This is a genomic window from Aeromonas sp. CU5, from assembly GCF_002586745.1.
GTDB lineage: Bacteria > Pseudomonadota > Gammaproteobacteria > Enterobacterales > Aeromonadaceae > Aeromonas > Aeromonas sobria.
Window position 1 is genome coordinate 1,840,497 of record NZ_CP023817.1, and the last position, 17,539, is coordinate 1,858,035.

Below are 17,539 nucleotides of genomic sequence, written 5' to 3' on the forward strand. Positions count from 1 at the left end.
GTGAGCGAAAAATTGGCCAACCCTGCCCCTCTGGGTCTGATGGGTTTCGGTATGACCACTATCCTGCTGAACATCCATAACGCAGGTTTCTTTCCCATCAGCGCCATGATCCTGGCCATGGGCCTGTGCTACGGCGGTATGGCCCAGATCGTCGCGGGTATCATGGAGTACAAGCGTGGCAACACCTTCGGTGTGACCGCCTTTATCTCCTACGGTTTCTTCTGGTTGAGCCTGGTGTTCCTGCTGGTGATGCCGACCATGGGTCTGGCCGAAGCCACCCCGCACGCCTACATGGGCTGGTATCTGCTGCTGTGGGGTGTCTTCACCCTGTTCATGCTGGTAGGTACTGTCAACTACCCGCGTGCCAAGCAGTTCGTGTTCGCCTCCCTGACTGTGCTGTTCTTCCTGCTGGCCGCCCGTGACTTCACCGGTAGCACCCTGATCGGCACCATCGCCGGTTTCGAAGGCATCATCTGTGGCGCCAGCGCTATCTACCTGGCCATGGCCACCGTGATCAACGAGCAGTTCGGCCGCACCGTGATGCCGATCGGCGATCACAAGAAAGCCGCCGCCGTACAGCTGAAAGCCGCTGCCTGATAGGCAAGCGATTCAGATTGTGAAAAAGGCACCTTCGGGTGCCTTTTTGCTATCTCGCAAAGCTGATCTGCCAGCGAATACGCCACACACTCTTCCTTTTCAGCCCTACAGCCGGATATTCGCCGCTTTGGATATTGCCGCATCCCTCGTTATCCCCTCCCCCTCATTGACCTCTTTTAGCCGCTTCAGAACAGTTATATCAGCGCAATAACAGCAAGCTTGGAGAATTGGTGATCCGGCTTGTCGGTGTAACTACAGGCAAGAGCATCAAGCCACTGTTGATTGCAGGTACTGCACCGCAAGGTGGCAGAAACCCCCGCAGCGCGCCTGTGGAGGGGTTGAGCGAGCGCAGCGAATGCCCTCAAGCTGCGCTCTTTGGAACTCTCGCAATAACTGTACTCTGAATGAAAAACTGTTGAACTCATGAATGCGAAAAACAATGCATAGATTGAATTATAAACACCAAAATACCAGAGTGAAGTGCTCCTAGTCGAATGAGCCTCATCATTGTATGATGACTAATCACGTATATGAAATGGAGCTAAGCTATGGTAATTAAAGTTTTACCAGTAAAATCCAAAAGTAAAATGGATGAGGAAGATATATTAATATATTTACTTTGTGATGATTGGAATGATTTTCGTTTCAAAACACTATATCATCTTTTTTTATCTTCTCACCATACAGAAAATGGTGAGCCTCTCCGATTTGGTGAGGTTAAAATTCTAAGAAAAGGACAAAGAGAGTCCGACCCAATACAACTTGATGTTGGGGTATACCAATCTCTCGGCCATGAATTTTGCTCTCTCGGTCAATCATTAGACTATTATGAGCGAATAGCATCCATTAATAAAAAACATAAAAAACCATTTTAACCTCACTTAATGATGTAATTTACAAGCCTGAAATAAAAAACGAATTTGAAAGCGAAGATGGATGGAGTACATCCCTTATGAGAGGGATGAAGGAGGATGACGATATATTCATTCTGTCTCCATACCTAATAAATAAAGACTACAAATCAATACCAAATTTAGATCTCAAGCTTTCATTTTTCAACAATGGAATGGAAAGGCCAGTAGAATTCGATTTTGATGCACCAACATATGGTTACTTTAATCAAAGCAAATTACCTTGCAGAATGAATGTAATTGTCGGACAAAATGGCTCAGGAAAAAGTTCCATTCTATCTAAAATATCGAGAGTGGCCTTTTCATCAAGCAAGGAAAGGCAAAGTGAAGCTTTATCAACCGTGGGGAAAATAACACCAATCGGGATTGGATTCCCTAAGATAATAGGTATTTCCTATAGCGCATTCGACAGTTTTCAGATTCCAGGCGTGTCTATAGCAGACAAGAAGCAGATTCTCTCAGATATGCTATCCGGAAGAGGGAGATACGTATTTTGTGGTATTCGTGATATTTGTCATGAATTAAGAGAATACATCGCCAACTTTGACGAAGGCAATACATTCCCTGACAAAGAAATAATTAAGGATCGAGTGGGTAATACAAAATTAAAACCGATAGCATCAATGTGCGAGGAAATATCATCACTTTGTAAATTGATTACATCGAAACGACGAATTACATTCTTTAAGAATACTATTAAGCTATTATCACAAGAAAACTCCTTTAAAGAAATTGAGTCACAGCTACTTGATGCGATAAAAAACGAAACTCTAGAGGAGATATTTTTCTATTGCTCGACTGGCCATAAATTTGTAATTCACTCCTTGATGAATATCATTGCCCATGCCGAAAAAAGAAGTTTAATATTGCTGGATGAGCCAGAAACACATTTGCATCCACCGCTTCTTGCTACATTTATGACCGCAATAAGAATTACACTAGATGAATTTGATTCGTTTTGTATCGTAGCAACTCATTCTCCAATTGTCGTACAAGAAACTCTGAGTCAGCACGTACATATAATGAAACGCTACGGAAACAAAATTGATTTTTTTTCTCCTGATATAGAAACTTATGGCGAAAATTTATCTATCATCACAAACCTAGTTTTTAGCCTTTCTGGCGATTATACCGAGTTTCACAAAGAACTTGATACTATAATTAATAATTACATCGCTTTAAATAAAAGCAAGGATGTTAATACTATTATTGATTACATGGATACTTTATTCAACCATGGATTGAGTATGCAAGCGCGTTCATATGTAATGTCAAAGATTGCTAGTCATTTAGGTCAATAATATGTGGACTCTATCACCTCCTGAAGGCATCGATGAGCAAGAAATCATTGATACTGCCCTAACATATAAAAATGGTGAAGTTAAATATGCATTAAGTGATGCAGAGAAGGTGTCGATTGAGAAAATATATGTGTTATACGATCTACTAAAAGGAAGAAGTAATGATAACCTTAAAGGCCTTAATGCATTAAGTCAAGAAAGCCTAACAGCGATGCATGATGCATATGGAGAGGTTCAAACTAATGGTAGATTAAGCAACTATAGAAGTAAAATATTATTATCAGCAAAGAGGTGCCCATGTTGTAGCATCATTGATGCGGATGAGGTTGATCATTATTTACCTCGTTCTATATTTAACTCATTATCTCTATATTCAAAAAACTTAATGCCTCTATGTCATAAGTGTAACAATACAAAGAGGACTAATAATGATGATGGAAACAACAGATTTCTCCATTCATACTTTGCAGAAGTGCCTGACAATGAAAATTTTTTAATTGCAATAACCACAATAACAAATGGTGCACTCACAGTTGACTTTGAGATAAAGAAAACGAAAAACCTTAGCCAGCCCACATATGAAATGATGAAATTTCAGATGGGTAAGGTTAAGTTAAATGCTAGATTGAAAAAAGAAATTAATATATTTCTAGCGCCATATCCAGATATGCTTGAAATGATTTACAACACTAAAGCAGATGCAGCTAAGGTTAGTGCATTCCTAATAAAGTCAGCTCATACATTCAAAAAGAATTTTGGTTTAAATGATTGGCGGACTGCACTTTTATTTTCGCTGTCAAATAATAACGACTTCTGTGAAGGAGGGTTTAGGACGGTATAGCCACACGTTAGCTTCAATGCGCAAGCTTATGCCGGATAGGGCGCGGACAAAGCAGCATCACGAAATCTGCGCTCATCCACTCCCGCCTGCGTGCTCCATGAGATAATTTTTTGCAAAAACAGATTCCGGCAATACTCCCCTCTCAGGGCGCGTGGTATCTAGGACTTTCTTGTCCAAGGTAAATTTAATAGTGTGAATTTTTTGCAACAAATCGCATTTTCGAAACGTTTTTCTGTGAATGAGAAAAACATAACAGTACATTTATACATAGCAAAATGATGTAATTAATATTGGTTGCTCGATTACACCTGTGATGTGTAAAGTTACATTGTGTTTTTTAAGGATATCTCAGCATGATGCACATTGTAGTATTCATTCTCTCTTTTTTGGCGTTGTTATTCCTCTCAGTACTAACAATTACCAAGCCACTATTTTATTTATATGCGAAATATATATTAGATGGGCATTATATTGGTGAAACATATTCCGCATACTATTTTGATTTTATCCTGTATTTAGTCACTCCCATTTGTTGTCTGTTTTCGATATTTATCGTCGCTTACATCTACAGACGAAAAAAGAAGAAAGTGGAGCGATAAAATCGCCATTTTTATGAGTATGCCCTACACGAAGACCAAGACCATTTACTCTTCTTAGAGTTACGCGAAATACGGCTGTTGAAAGCCATAAATAGCAAAACACCGACAATATGGGGTTTTGCTATTTCGAATAACCATTCAACAGATCGGTTATCAGATAAGTGACCCTGCGTCCCCCTCCCCCGCCAGCAAGCGGGTCGCGGGAAAACGCAGGGCGGGATCCTGACTGAAAAACTGGCTCAGTTGCCGGTATACCTCGGGATAAACCTGCTGCAGCCGCAGCGGATCGGTAAAGAAGCACTCGCAGCTGACGGCGAAAAACTCGGCGGGATGTTCGGCAGCATAGGGATCGATGGCGGTCACCTCGTCCCGGTCGAGCTGCTGGCAGAGCGCATCGAAGGCAGCCTGAAAGGCCTGCTGCCACAACTGGCTGCTCATCGGCCCCGGCAAGGGGGGCGTGCCGTCCGCCTCACCACCCAGCATGTCGAGCTTGTGGGCCAGCTCGTGGATCACCAGATTAAAGCCGTCCCAGTCGCCATCCTGTTGCAGATCGCTCCAGGCCAGCACCAGCGGCCCTTGCGGCCAGGATTCGCCGGCGTTCTCCTCTTCAAACTCGCTCACCAGCCCGAACTCATCCTGCACCTCCTGACGCCGGGTGACGGGCTCGGGAATGATGATGATTTCGTGAAAGCCGCGATACCAGTCGATACCGAGATGAAGAATGGGCAACGCCGCCTGCAGCGCCAACACCGCCTGTTGGCGGGGGCTGAGCTCTACCCCGATCAGGGTCAGGGTCTTGCGCTTGAGTAGCTGTTGCCCCAAGCCGATAAGCGTCGTCTGCTCGGTGTCGCTGAGCCCTTGCAAGATGGGCACTGCCGCCAGCGCCTGACGCCACAGCGCCAACTCATCCTCACTCATGGGCGTTTGCGGGCGACCACCCAGCCATTTGAACCATCCCAGCACGCCTACTCCTTCTTTTGATGCAAAAAACAGGTCACAGCAGTTTGACGAACCGTTTCGGCCGCTCCTGATAATCCTGCGCCAGATAGAAACGGTGGGCCGCCTCGCGCTTGAGACTGCTGGATAGCTCCAGCTGAGCGCAACCTGCGGCCCGCGCCATCTGTTCGGCTTCCTTGAGCAAGGCTGCGCCCACTCCCGCCCCTCTTGCCCCTTCATCGACAACCAGCGCCGAAATCAGGCCCCACGCTGGTGCAATATGCAGCGGTGCCAGCCTGTGCCACACCAGCACCCCGACCACCTTGTCGGCAAGGGAGGCGAGCAACACCGCACTGGCAGGATCCGGCGCCAACAGGCGCGCCGTCACGTCACCGCCCTCGGCAGGATACCCCAATTGGCTGAACAGGTGGGCGATTGCGCTCCCGTCAGCGGCCTCAGGGGCGCGGATCGTCAATGTTTCAGCAATCTCTTTCATGATTGGCCTTATGTTTGCTTTCCATTGTGTTACGCCCGTCACATTGCTCGGCGCAGATCAACAAGGAGGATCTCATTTTTACTCATAGAAAACGCTGCTTGCCATTATCCCCCCACCCTTGTCAATTCACAAATTTGCAACAAGGCAACATTTTTCACTGGGAAGTACCGATACAACTCGATATGTTACAACCCACGCATGGCGCGTGTTTGCGCTCTGCTTAACCCCGCAACCTCGCGCTCATTTGTTAACCGGATTGTTAACAAGCTGGGCCGAAAACAGTGACAGAGAGCGAGGCCAAGATCTCGCCAAGACAGCGCCACAAAAACAACAAAGGAGTTGTTGTACATGAATGAAATCGTCAATGCCATCAACGGTGTGATCTGGAGCCCTGCGCTCATCTACCTGTGTCTGGGGGTCGGTCTTTACTTCTCCCTGCGTACCCGCTTTTTGCAACTGCGCCATATCAAAGAGATGGTGCGCCTGATGTTTGATGGCAAGAGCACCGATGCCGGTGTCTCCTCCTTCCAGGCGCTGGCCATGACCCTGGCAGGTCGGGTGGGTACCGGTAATATCGCCGGTGTCGCCACTGCCATCACCTTCGGTGGCCCGGGTGCCCTGTTCTGGATGTGGATGGTGGCCTTCCTCGGCGCCAGCTCTGCCTTCGTGGAGTCCACTCTGGGTCAGGTTTACAAAGAGAAGATCAACGGTGAATACCGCGGCGGCCCGGCTTTCTATATCGAGAAAGGGCTGGGCATGAAGTGGTACGCCTGGACCTTCGCCATCGCCACCATCTTCGCCTGCGGCGTACTGCTGCCGGGGGTACAGGCCAACTCCATCGGTGCCAGCCTGAAAACCGCGTTTGATATTGATCCGAACGTCACTGCCGCCGGTCTGGCGCTGCTGCTCGGCTTTATCATCTTCGGGGGCGTCAAGCGTATCGCCAGCTTCGCCAGTACCGTGGTGCCCTTTATGGCGCTGGGCTACATCATAGTGGCCTGCGTCATCATCGCCCTCAACATCTCTGCCCTGCCGGGCGTGATCCTGCTGATCTGGAAAAGTGCCTTTGGTATGGATGCCGGTTTCGGTGCCATTCTGGGTCTGGCCATCATGTGGGGTGTCAAGCGCGGGGTCTACTCCAACGAAGCGGGTCAGGGTACCGGGCCGCACGCCTCCTCCGCCGCCGCGGTGAGCCACCCTGCCAAGCAGGGTCTGGTGCAGGCGTTCTCCGTCTATATCGACACCCTGTTCGTCTGCTCCGCCACTGGCTTTATGCTGCTGATCACCGGCCTCTATAACGTACAAGGGCCGGACGGTGCCGCCCTCTATACCGGTATTGCCGGTATCGCAGCAGGCCCGGGCTATGTACAGACCGCCATGGAGAGCATGATGCCGGGCTTTGGCAGCATTTTCGTGGCCATCGCGCTGTTCTTCTTCGCGTTCACCACCATCGTTGCCTACTACTACATCGCCGAAACCAACATCGCCTACATCAACCGCAAGATGAATCGCCCCTGGCTCACCTTCTTGCTGAAAATTGCGCTGATGGCTGCCACCGTCTACGGCACCGTCAAGACGGCAGACTTGGCATGGGGTCTGGGTGATATCGGGGTCGGTCTGATGGCGTGGCTCAACATCGTCGCCATCTTGCTGCTGCAAAAAACCGCCTTTATCTGCCTGAAGGATTATGAAGCCCAGCAGGCACAAGGGCTGGATCCGGTGTTCCACCCGGAGAAGCTCGGCATCAAGAACGCCGATTACTGGATGGGCAAGCGCTCCGAGGACAATCTGGAGCGGGAGAAATCGGGCCACCCGTTCGAGCCGGATCCGGATCGCAAGATCTCCTGAACCTGAACGACATAAGACATCAATAAAAATGGCAGCCTCGGCTGCCATTTCTTTTGCGCTCTATCTTTTATTTGCTCTATATCTACTCGTGCTGCTCTCGCTCAGAGCGGATTGCGGCGCGGCCCGAATGGCAGACGCCAGCGAAACAGGCTGTTGAAGGTGGCCCGCCACTGATTGGGTCGCCCCAGGATCTGCTTTTGCAGGCGAGTCTCCTCTTTGAGCATCGCCTCGTCGCTGCGGGCCCAGGCCTGGCTGTAGAGCTGCTTGATCCCCGCCAGTGCATCCGGCGACTTGGTAATGAGGGTGCGGGCAAATTCTCGCGCCTCCACCAGCGGATCGGCGCAGATCCGGCTTACCAGCCCGAGGGATTTGGCCTCGACGGCATCGAGCTCGCGCCCGCTCATGGCCAGCTCCATGGCGGTATCCACCCCCATCAGGTTGCGCATGGTGACGCTGCCGCTCATGTCGGGAATGATGCCCCACTTGATCTCCATCACCGAGAAGCGGCAATCGGGGGTAGTGAAACGAAAATCGGCACCGAGGGCGATCTGCAAACCACCACCGAAACAGACCCCCTGAGTCACCGCAATCACCGGCACCGGCAGCTGGTGCCAACCATAGGCGACCCGCTGGGCCAGATTGGTGGCCTCGTCCGCCTCGCGTTTGAGAATATCGAGCGCCGCCACTGGCTGCTTGAGCATGGATTTCACATCCAGCCCGGCGCAAAAAGCCCGCCCCTCGCCGTGCAGGATCACCGCCCGCAGCCCCTTGTGCTGGGCAAGCTGCGTCAGGGTCTGGTCGATGGCGCTAAACATGGCGCGGTCCAGCGCATTGAGTTTGTCGCCCCGCGTCAGCATCACTTCGGCAATCCCGTCGTGGATCTCGCACTTGATCCTTGGTTTTTCCATCTCCCTGTCCTCTCCTTGATCCGGGTTATTGACCTACTGGTCATACCACAACGTTATCAGAGTGTGATCATCCGGTACAGCTGAGACTAAAGTCGGCTGGTCGCCTCCCCCTCCCTTTGTCACACTTGGCGCAGGATCAGTGCCACAAGCCAGCAAAGGACGCTGTCATGTCAACCCTGTTCAATTTTGCCAGACCACCGTTCGACCGACTGGACGAGGCGGCGCGCGAGCGGCTCTCCCGCCACCTCTCGCTCTGCTATTTTCGGGCCGGGGATCTGCTGCTCAAAGAGGGGGACGAGCCCCCCGGCCTCTATCTCATCATCAAGGGGGCCGTGGAAGAGTCGGCCCCTCACCACCAGTTTGGTGATTACGGGGTTGATGACCTGTTCGATGTGCGCGCCCAGTTTGACGGCCGCTGCCGCCACCGCTTCACCGCACTGGAAGATAGCCTCTGCCAGCTCATTCCTCGCCACACCTTTCTGGCGCTCTGTGAGCAGGATCCGCAGTTTGCTAGCTACTTCACCGCCAATCTGGCCGAGCGGCAGCAACAGCAGGAGCAACGCGAGCAACTGGGCCAGAAGAATCTAGCGGAATTTATCCTGACCCGCATCGAGCCCGGCCATCTGCAGGCACCGCTTATCGTCGACAGCAAGCTGTCACTGCTGGCGGCGACCGAAGCCATGGTGAGCAAGGGGACCGATTGCCTGCTCTACCCCGCTCATGACGGCTCCCTCACGCTGGCAACCCGCAAGACCTTGCTCCACGCCCTGACTCTCAAGGGCTTGCCGCTGACAGCCCCCCTCTCGGTGCTGACCCCCACACCGCTGGTTGGTCTGCCGCTGGAGAGCTACCTATTTGATGCCCTGCTGCTGATGACCCGCCATCACATCAAGCGACTGGTGGTGTGGCGTGGCAACGAGGTGGCGGGCATCTTGCAACTGACTCAGGTGCTGGGGCTCTTCTCTACCCACTCCCACGTGCTGACGTTGCGTATCGCCCGCGCCGACAGCCTGCCGGCGCTGGAGGCGGTGGCCCGCGAGCAGCAGCAATTGACCCGCTCGCTGTTTGCCCAGGGGATCCACACCGCCTTTTTGATGAAGCTGATCGCCACCATCAACGAGCAACTGATCGCCAAGGCCTTTGCGCTGGTGATCCCCCCGAGGTGCAGGATAACGTCTGCCTGTTGATGTTGGGCTCGGAGGGGCGTGGCGAGCAGATCCTCAAAACCGATCAGGACAACGCCCTGATCCTGCCAGAGGGGCTGACATGGCCCACCCAGGCAGCCGATCTGGCCGAATTCAGTGCCCTGCTGGAGCGGCTCGGCTACCCCCTCTGCCCCGGGCAAGTGATGGTGAACAATCCGGCCTGGGTGAAAACGGGCAGCGAGTGGCAACGGGCCATTGCCAGCGCCTGCACCACGGCAAAAGAGGATGAGCTGCTGTGGCTCGCCACCCTGGCCGATGCTCATCCTATCGCGGGGGATCGCCAGCTCCATCTGCCGGTTGCCAGAACGCTGCGCGAACAGCTGGCCGACAGGCGGGATCTGCTGGCGGAGATGGTGCGACCGGCGGTGGCCTTTCATGCCCCGCTCACCCTGTTTGGCCGACTGGAGCAGCCACCGGAAGGGCTGGATCTGAAGCGGGGTGGGTTGTTCCCGCTGGTACACGGCATCCGCATGCTGGCCATTGAGGGGGGAATAATGGAGACCTCGACTCTGGGACGCATCGATGCGCTGGTGGTCGCCGAGCGGCTCAGTGCCGACTATGGCAGCAATCTGGCGGAGGCGTTTCGGCTCTTTATCCGGCTGAGGCTGCGCAGCCAACTCAAAGAGCGCAGCCAGCTCAAGGGCGGCAACAGCCGGGTGCAGATACAGGATCTCAGCCATAGCGAGCGGGATCTGCTGCGCCAAGCGCTGCATCAGGTGAAGAAGTTCCAGCAGTGGCTCACCTTGCACTTTCGTCTCAGACAATAGCCATGTTGAGCTGCGTTCGACGCTACTGGTATGGCCGCGCCTTTCGCACTGGCGAGTTCGCGACGCTCTTTACCAGCCCGCCGGAAGATGAACGGATCGCCCTCGATTTCGAGACCACCAGTCTCGATCCCGAGCAGGCGGAGATCGTCTCCATCGGGGCGCTGCGCATTCAGGGTAACCGGCTGCTGACCGGCGAGGCCCTCGCCATCAAGGTGCAGCCACCGGCCAGCCTGACCGGCCAATCGGTGGTGATCCACGGTCTGCGCCATCAGGATCTGCAACAGGGGATGACGCTGGAAGCCGCGCTGCGCCTACTACTCGACTTTATCGGCCCCCGTGAACTGGTGGGCTATCACATCGCCTACGACCTGCGTATTCTCAATCTCGCCTGCCAGAAATTGTGGGGATTGACCCTGCCCCAGCGAGGGGTCGAGGTGAGCCAGCTCTATCACGACCAGCTCTATCGCCGCTATCCCGATGCGGCCATCGACCTGCACCTGAGTGCCATCTGCAGCCATCTTGAACTGCCCCCCCTGCCCGCTCACGATGCCCTGGCCGATGCCACCACGGCCGCGCTCATCTACCTGCGCCTGACCTGCGGCTCGCCGCTGGCTTATCCCAAAGTCTAATTGCCCATAAATAACATTTAATTCACATTTCACTTACATGAGCAGGCCCCCTGCTCGTCGGGGTTACCCCATCCACCGCTGACACTTATGTCATGGAGAACTGCAATGGAACAGCAAAGCTACCTGAGGATCCAGCAAGATCCCAACTTCCAGGAGCTGGTCGCCAAGCGCCAGCGTTTTGCCTGGGCCCTCTCGGCTCTGATGCTGGGACTCTACCTGGCGTTTATTCTGCTCATCGCTTTTGCCCCCGGCTGGCTGGGCACCCCGCTCAACGACAGCACCACTATTACCCGCGGCATCCCGGTCGGGGTGGGGTTGATCATCTCCTCCTTCGTGCTGACCGGCATCTATGTGTTTCGTGCCAACGGCGAGTTTGACGAGCTGAACCAGAAGATCCTCAAGGGAGTGCAGTCATGAGAGCAAAAAGCATGAAAGGCACCTTGCTGCTGTTGGCCTCACTGGCCTCCTCCCCCCTGCTGGCTGCGGATGCGCTGACCGGCGAGGTACAACGCCAACCTCTCAATATGTCGGCCATTGTGATGTTTGTTATCTTCGTGGCCGCCACCCTGTGTATCACCTACTGGGCCTCCAAGCGCAACCGCTCGGCCTCCGATTACTACGCCGCAGGCGGTCGTATCACCGGTTTCCAGAACGGTCTGGCCATCGCCGGTGACTACATGTCTGCCGCCTCCTTCCTTGGCATCTCTGCGCTGGTCTACACCTCCGGTTACGATGGCCTGATTTACTCCATCGGCTTTCTGGTGGGCTGGCCTATCATCCTGTTCCTGATCGCAGAGCGGCTGCGTAACCTCGGCAAATACACTTTCGCCGACGTGGCCTCCTACCGCCTCAAGCAGACCGAAGTCCGCATCCTGTCTGCCTGCGGCTCGCTGGTAGTGGTGTCCCTCTACCTCATCGCCCAGATGGTGGGGGCAGGCAAGCTGATCGAGCTGCTGTTCGGCCTGCAATACCATGTCGCCGTGGTGCTGGTCGGTATCCTGATGGTGCTCTACGTGCTGTTTGGCGGCATGCTGGCCACCACCTGGGTACAGATCATCAAGGCGGTGATGCTGCTCTCCGGTGCCAGCTTCATGGCCATCATGGTGATGAAGTCGGTCAATTTCGACATCGGTGCCCTGTTTAGCGAAGCCGTCAAAGTACACGAAAAAGGGATCGCCATCATGAGCCCGGGTGGTCTGGTCGCCGACCCTATCTCCGCCATCTCGCTCGGTCTGGCGCTGATGTTCGGTACCGCCGGTCTGCCCCATATCCTGATGCGTTTCTTTACCGTGAGCGATGCCAAGGAAGCGCGTAAATCGGTGTTTTATGCCACCGGCTTTATCGGCTACTTCTACATCCTCACCTTCATCATCGGCTTTGGCGCCATCCTGCTGGTCAGCACTAATCCGGCCTTCAAAGATGCCACCGGCACCCTGCTCGGCGGCACCAACATGGCTGCGATTCACCTGGCCAACGCTGTGGGTGGTAGTCTGTTTCTCGGCTTTATCTCTGCGGTCGCCTTCGCCACCATTTTGGCAGTCGTTGCCGGATTGACACTGGCCGGTGCCTCTGCGGTCTCCCATGACCTCTATGCCAGTGTGCTGAAGAAGGGGAAGGCCAACGAGACCGATGAATTGCGCGTTTCCAAGATGACTACCCTGGCTCTGGGCGTGGTGGCCATTGGTCTGGGGATCCTGTTCGAGAAGCAGAACATCGCCTTCATGGTGGGTCTGGCTTTCTCCATCGCCGCCAGCTGCAACTTCCCGGTGCTGTTCCTCTCCATGTTCTGGTCGCGCCTGACCACCCGTGGCGCAGTCTACGGCGGCTGGCTGGGGCTGGTGAGCGCGGTGACCCTGATGATCCTGGGCCCGACCGTGTGGGTGAAGGTGCTGGGCCATGCCCAGGCTATCTTCCCCTACGAATACCCTGCCCTCTTCTCCATGGGGTTGGCGTTCGTCGGGATCTGGTTCTTCTCCATCACCGACAGCTCCCAGAACGCTGCCGACGAGCATGCCAAGTTCCTGCCGCAGTTCGTCCGCTCCCAGACCGGGCTGGGTGCCTCTGGCGCCACCTCCCACTGACGTTATCATTACCTCACCAAGCCGGCCCCGTGCCGGCTTTTTACATGGTGGATCCCTGTTGCGCCAAATAGACATCTGACCGATCCAGATCACAGTTCTTGCTAAAACTTTCGACAGATATGTGCCATAATGCGCGCCATTTGATAGATCAATCGGGACACTCATCTTGTTAAGCAGCAACAACATCACCATGCAATTCGGCGCCAAGCCGCTGTTTGAGAACATCAACGTCAAGTTTGGCGGCGGCAACCGCTATGGCCTTATTGGCGCCAACGGCTGTGGCAAGTCCACCTTTATGAAGATCCTCGGCGGCGACCTTGAGCCCAGCGGCGGTAATGTGAGCCTCGACGTCAACGAACGCATCGGTAAGCTGCGTCAGGATCAGTTCGCCTACGAAGATACCCGTGTTCTGGACGTGGTCATGATGGGCCACGGCGAGTTGTGGGCTGCCATCGCCGAGCGCGATGCGATTTATGCCAACCTCGAAGCCACCGACGACGACTACATGAAAGCTGCCGAGCTCGAAGGGCTGGTTGCTGAATATGACGGTTACACTGCCGAAGCCCGTGCCGGTCAGTTGCTGCTGGGTGCCGGTATTCCTATCGAACAGCACAATGGCCCGATGAGCGAAGTGGCCCCGGGCTGGAAGCTTCGGGTACTGCTGGCACAGGCGCTGTTCTCCAACCCTGATATCCTGCTGCTGGACGAACCGACCAACAACCTGGACATCAACACCATTCGCTGGTTGGAGCAGGTGCTCAACGATCGTGAAAGCACCATGATCATCATCTCGCACGACCGTCACTTCCTGAACTCTGTCTGTACTCATATGGCTGATCTGGACTACGGCGAGCTGCGGGTGTATCCGGGCAACTACGACGAATACATGACCGCCGCCACTCAGGCTCGCGAGCGTCTGCTCTCTGACAACGCCAAGAAGAAGGCCCAGATCGCCGATCTGCAATCCTTCGTCTCCCGTTTCAGTGCCAACGCATCCAAATCCAGCCAGGCCACTTCCCGTCTCAAGCAGATCGACAAGATCAAAATTGAAGAAGTGAAGGTATCCAGCCGTCAGAACCCCTTCATCCGCTTCGAGCTGGAGAAGAAGCTCTATCGCAACATCCTGGAAATCGAAGGTGTGTCCAAAGGCTACGGCGAGGCGCCGCTGTTCAAGGGCCTCAACATGATGCTGGAAGTGGGCGAGAAGGTCGCCATTCTGGGTACCAACGGTATCGGTAAATCAACCCTGATCAAAACATTAGTCGGCGATTTGACCCCGGATACCGGCGTCATCAAGTGGTCTGAAAATGCCCAGATCGGCTACTACGCCCAGGATCACGCTGAAGATTTCGACACCGACCTCAATGTGTTCGACTGGATGGCCCAGTGGAAACAAGAAAACGAAGATGAGCAGGCTGTACGCTCCATCCTCGGTCGTCTGCTGTTTTCCCAAGACGATATCAAGAAGCCGGTCAAGGTACTCTCCGGTGGCGAACAGGGCCGCATGCTGTTTGGCAAGCTGATGATGCAGCGTCCCAACATCCTGATCATGGATGAGCCGACCAACCACCTGGACATGGAATCTATCGAATCCTTGAACCTGGCACTGGAAATGTACAAGGGTACCCTGATCTTCGTCTCTCACGACCGTGAATTCGTCTCCTCACTGGCGACCCGGATCGTCGAGTTGAGCGAAAATGGTATCCGTGACTTCGGTGGTACCTACGAGGATTACCTGCGTACCCAGGGTGTGGCGTAACGCTTCCCTGCACCACCTTGCAATGAAAAACCGGCACTCGCGTGCCGGTTTTTTTATATCCGGTGTTTAAGAGAATTGATATTGGGTATGGCGGCGGCGCGACCACCGAGAGCCGCGCAAAGCGCAGAGAACTGAGAACTGAGAACTGAGAACTGAGAACTGAACTTGAGTGTCCTCGCATCCAGATAAAAAAACGGCTCCATCAAGGAGCCGTTTTCAATAGGGTGACGACCACTCAATTACTCGACGGTCGCTTCCACGCTGGTAAAATACTCAATCTTGGCTGTTTTACGCAGCTCGTCGATCAGCGACTTGTAGTCTGCCTGGGCCTTGCCCTGGCCCAGCTGGCCTTGCAGCATGCTGACCATCTGGGACGGTGCAGCTGGCACATTCACCTTGTCCAGTGCCACCACAACGCGATCGTTGTTGCTCTCGGTGACCAGCGCCACGCTCGGCTTGCCATCCTTGGGATGGGGCAGAGTGAACGCCTGGGCAATCAGGTTCTGATCCATTTCCCGATCGAAGCGGGTGACACCCTGGTGGGTCTCGACCTTCAGACCGAGCGCGGTCAGATCGGCATTGATGCTCTCACCGACCTTCAGCTTGTCCAGCAGGCCCTGCGCCTTGCCACGGGCCACTTCACCAGCCTTGTCATGCTTGATGGCAGCAATCACCTGCTCTTTCACTTCCGCCAGCGGCTTGACCGCTTTCGGACGATGGCCAGTGATGTGCAGCACCAGCGCTTTGCCATCTGCCAGCTCAATCACGTCGGAGTTGGTGTTGTCATCACGCAGTTGCTCGGAGAACGCTACCGAGAGTACCTTGCCATCATTGAGCGGAGCCGGGGCGTTAGCCTGGGTGAAGTAATCTGAAGATTGCACCTTCATCCCCATGGCATCAGCAGTCAAGTCCAGCGAGTCCGGGTTTTCGAAGCTGTTGTCAGCCATCTTCTGCTGCTCGGCAAAGAACAGCTCCTTGGCCTTGTCAGCTTGCAGACGCGTGATGGTCTCTTCCTTCACATCGGCAAACGGCTTGGTCTGGGCCGCTTCAACACCCAACAGCTTGATGATGTGGAAACCAAACGGGCTCTTCACCACGGTGGAGATATCACCGGCCTTGTTCAGGGCGAAAGCGGCTTTCTCAAAGGCCGGATCCATCACCCCTTGCTCGAACCAGTCCAGCTCGCCGCCCTTCTTGGCGGAGAAGGTATCGGAAGAGTCAGCCTTGGCCAGCGCAGCGAAATCATCGCCACCCTTGGCTTTGGCCAGCACGGCTTCTGCTTTCTGCTCGGCCGCTTTCTCGTCCTTGCCAAACGGGATCAGGATATGGGCCACCTGACGACGCTCGGCACGCTGGAACAGATCCTGGTGCTGATCGTAGTAATCCTGAGCATCCTGATCGGAAACCTTGATCTCTTTGCCGAGGTTGGCGGCATCCAGCAGCAGATAGTCGACCTTGACCTGCTCGTCATTCATAAAACGAGCGCCATTGGTCTTGTAGTACTGCTCCAGCTCAGTCTCTGACACCTGAACATCTGCAACGTAATTGGCCGCAGCCAACCGCACCAGACGCAGATCCCGGGTTTGGTTAAACAGCTTGTCGAGCTGTTCTGCCTCGCCCTTGAGCGCAAACTCGGTGCCCACCAGAGCGCCCATCAACTGTTGACGGACCGTATCCTGACGCAGGGAGTCGCGGAACATTTCAGGAGTCATGCCAGCACGGCGGATCAGCTGCAAATAGCGGTCATTGTTGAACTTGCCGTTTTCGGCAAACTCCGGCATGGCGACTATGGCTTGCTTGATCTGCTCATCGCTGATGCGCAGACCCAGTTCACGGGCTTTGCTGTCCAGCAGCGCCTGGTCAATCAGCCGATCCAGCACGCCACGGCGAAACTGTTTCATGTAATCGGGATTGGTGGCCAGCTGGCTGAATGCCTCTCCCATTTGGGATTCCATCCGGGCACGCTCGTTGCGGTAGGCATTTTCCAGTGCCGCAGCACTGATCTCGGTGCCATTCACAGTGGCGGGGGCGGTACGAGCCGGGCCGTTGAGGTAACTACCTACACCAGCCAAGGCAAAGGAGAGGATGATCAGGCCCAAGATAACCTTGGCTACCTTGCCCTGCGCCCCTTCGCGTAGTTTATCCAACATCATGTTTGTACTTATGCTCCGAACTCGATGGGCGTAAACAATAAAAAGGCGCACCGATTGCGATGCGCCTTGGTCAATCAGTATGAGAGAAGACTCTCTAACTTGTCTGGTCTGCGACCAAGGACGGTAGCCGACGCATATCAGCGACCGACTTAGTTAACAGCGTCTTTCAGGGCCTTACCGGCTTTGAAGGCAGGAACTTTACCAGCAGCGATTTCGATAGTCGCGCCAGTTTGCGGGTTACGGCCTGAACGGGCAGCACGCTCGCGTACAGCGAAAGTACCGAAACCAACCAGAGCAACCTGGTCACCCTCTTTCAGAGCTTCACCTACAGCCTCAATGAAGGCATCCAACGCACGGCCAGCGGCCGCCTTGGAGATATCAGCACCGTCTGCAATCTTGTCAATCAGTTGAGATTTATTCACTCTTATATTCCCCTTTTATCAAATACCGCTGCGACGTCGATTTCCCTGGCCACAACAAGTGGAGGTTTTATAGCAAGCCTCCTGAT

At 54.1% G+C, this 17,539-nt stretch carries 14 protein-coding genes and 1 pseudogene; 10 read left to right on the plus strand and 5 right to left on the minus strand.

The features are described from left to right. From CK911_RS08035 to CK911_RS21160, 4 genes are all read left to right on the plus strand, one after another. Positions 1-597: a GPR1/FUN34/YaaH family transporter gene (locus tag CK911_RS08035; RefSeq protein WP_042062716.1), complete on the plus strand. Its 597-nt coding sequence runs from the start codon at positions 1-3 to the stop codon at positions 595-597. 548 nt (positions 598-1,145) lie between these two features. Beyond that, the gene (locus CK911_RS21420) at positions 1,146-1,472 is read left to right on the plus strand and encodes a hypothetical protein (RefSeq protein WP_216640702.1); all 327 of its coding nucleotides are present in this window, start codon (positions 1,146-1,148) and stop codon (positions 1,470-1,472) included. Positions 1,473-1,549: 77 nt separating this feature from the next. Beyond that, positions 1,550-2,809 carry an AAA family ATPase gene (locus CK911_RS08040; RefSeq protein ID WP_098969578.1) on the plus strand — a complete coding sequence of 420 codons (1,260 nt, stop codon included), beginning with the start codon at positions 1,550-1,552 and terminating at the stop codon, positions 2,807-2,809. 1 nt (position 2,810) lies between these two features. Continuing rightward, positions 2,811-3,650: an HNH endonuclease gene (locus tag CK911_RS21160; RefSeq protein ID WP_157774543.1), complete on the plus strand. Its 840-nt coding sequence runs from the start codon at positions 2,811-2,813 to the stop codon at positions 3,648-3,650. 752 nt (positions 3,651-4,402) lie between these two features. Here CK911_RS21160 and CK911_RS08055 read toward each other — a convergent pair. Further along, on the minus strand, positions 4,403-5,167 hold the full coding sequence (locus CK911_RS08055) for a zinc-dependent peptidase (protein WP_253860417.1): 765 nt from the start codon (positions 5,165-5,167) through the stop codon (positions 4,403-4,405). A gap of 76 nt (positions 5,168-5,243) precedes the next feature. Continuing rightward, positions 5,244-5,681, minus strand: a complete 438-nt coding sequence (locus CK911_RS08060) for a GNAT family N-acetyltransferase (RefSeq protein ID WP_098969582.1) — start codon at positions 5,679-5,681, stop codon at positions 5,244-5,246. Between the two features lie 348 nt (positions 5,682-6,029). Here CK911_RS08060 and CK911_RS08065 point away from each other — a divergent pair, with 348 nt between their 5' ends. Further along, positions 6,030-7,529: a sodium:alanine symporter family protein gene (locus CK911_RS08065; protein WP_098969583.1), complete on the plus strand. Its 1,500-nt coding sequence runs from the start codon at positions 6,030-6,032 to the stop codon at positions 7,527-7,529. A gap of 101 nt (positions 7,530-7,630) precedes the next feature. Here the strand turns inward: CK911_RS08065 and CK911_RS08070 are convergent, their stop codons facing one another. Further along, entirely contained in the window at positions 7,631-8,437 is an 807-nt protein-coding gene (locus CK911_RS08070) for a crotonase/enoyl-CoA hydratase family protein (protein ID WP_098969584.1), read from the minus strand. A gap of 167 nt (positions 8,438-8,604) precedes the next feature. Between CK911_RS08070 and CK911_RS08075 the strand changes: the two are divergent. From CK911_RS08075 to CK911_RS08095, 5 genes and pseudogenes are all read left to right on the plus strand, one after another. After that, a pseudogene (locus CK911_RS08075) lies at positions 8,605-10,409 on the plus strand (putative nucleotidyltransferase substrate binding domain-containing protein). A gap of 2 nt (positions 10,410-10,411) precedes the next feature. After that, a complete protein-coding gene (locus CK911_RS08080) occupies positions 10,412-11,038 on the plus strand; it encodes a 3'-5' exonuclease (protein WP_098969585.1) in 627 nt (208 codons plus the stop codon). Positions 11,039-11,143: 105 nt separating this feature from the next. After that, the gene (locus tag CK911_RS08085) at positions 11,144-11,455 is read left to right on the plus strand and encodes a DUF485 domain-containing protein (RefSeq protein WP_098969586.1); all 312 of its coding nucleotides are present in this window, start codon (positions 11,144-11,146) and stop codon (positions 11,453-11,455) included. An 11-nt stretch (positions 11,456-11,466) separates the two neighbouring features. Continuing rightward, complete coding sequence (locus CK911_RS08090; RefSeq protein ID WP_098969587.1) at positions 11,467-13,119, plus strand: cation acetate symporter; 1,653 nt, start codon at positions 11,467-11,469, stop codon at positions 13,117-13,119. Between the two features lie 166 nt (positions 13,120-13,285). Then, complete coding sequence (locus CK911_RS08095) at positions 13,286-14,878, plus strand: ABC-F family ATPase (protein ID WP_098969588.1); 1,593 nt, start codon at positions 13,286-13,288, stop codon at positions 14,876-14,878. A gap of 239 nt (positions 14,879-15,117) precedes the next feature. Here the strand turns inward: CK911_RS08095 and ppiD are convergent, their stop codons facing one another. Both ppiD and hupB read right to left on the minus strand, forming a co-directional pair. Further along, a complete protein-coding gene (gene ppiD / locus CK911_RS08100; RefSeq protein ID WP_172953984.1) occupies positions 15,118-17,031 on the minus strand; it encodes a peptidylprolyl isomerase in 1,914 nt (637 codons plus the stop codon). 149 nt (positions 17,032-17,180) lie between these two features. Further along, positions 17,181-17,453: a nucleoid-associated protein HU-beta gene (gene hupB / locus CK911_RS08105; RefSeq protein WP_042020877.1), complete on the minus strand. Its 273-nt coding sequence runs from the start codon at positions 17,451-17,453 to the stop codon at positions 17,181-17,183. Between the last annotated feature and the right edge of the window lie 86 nt (positions 17,454-17,539).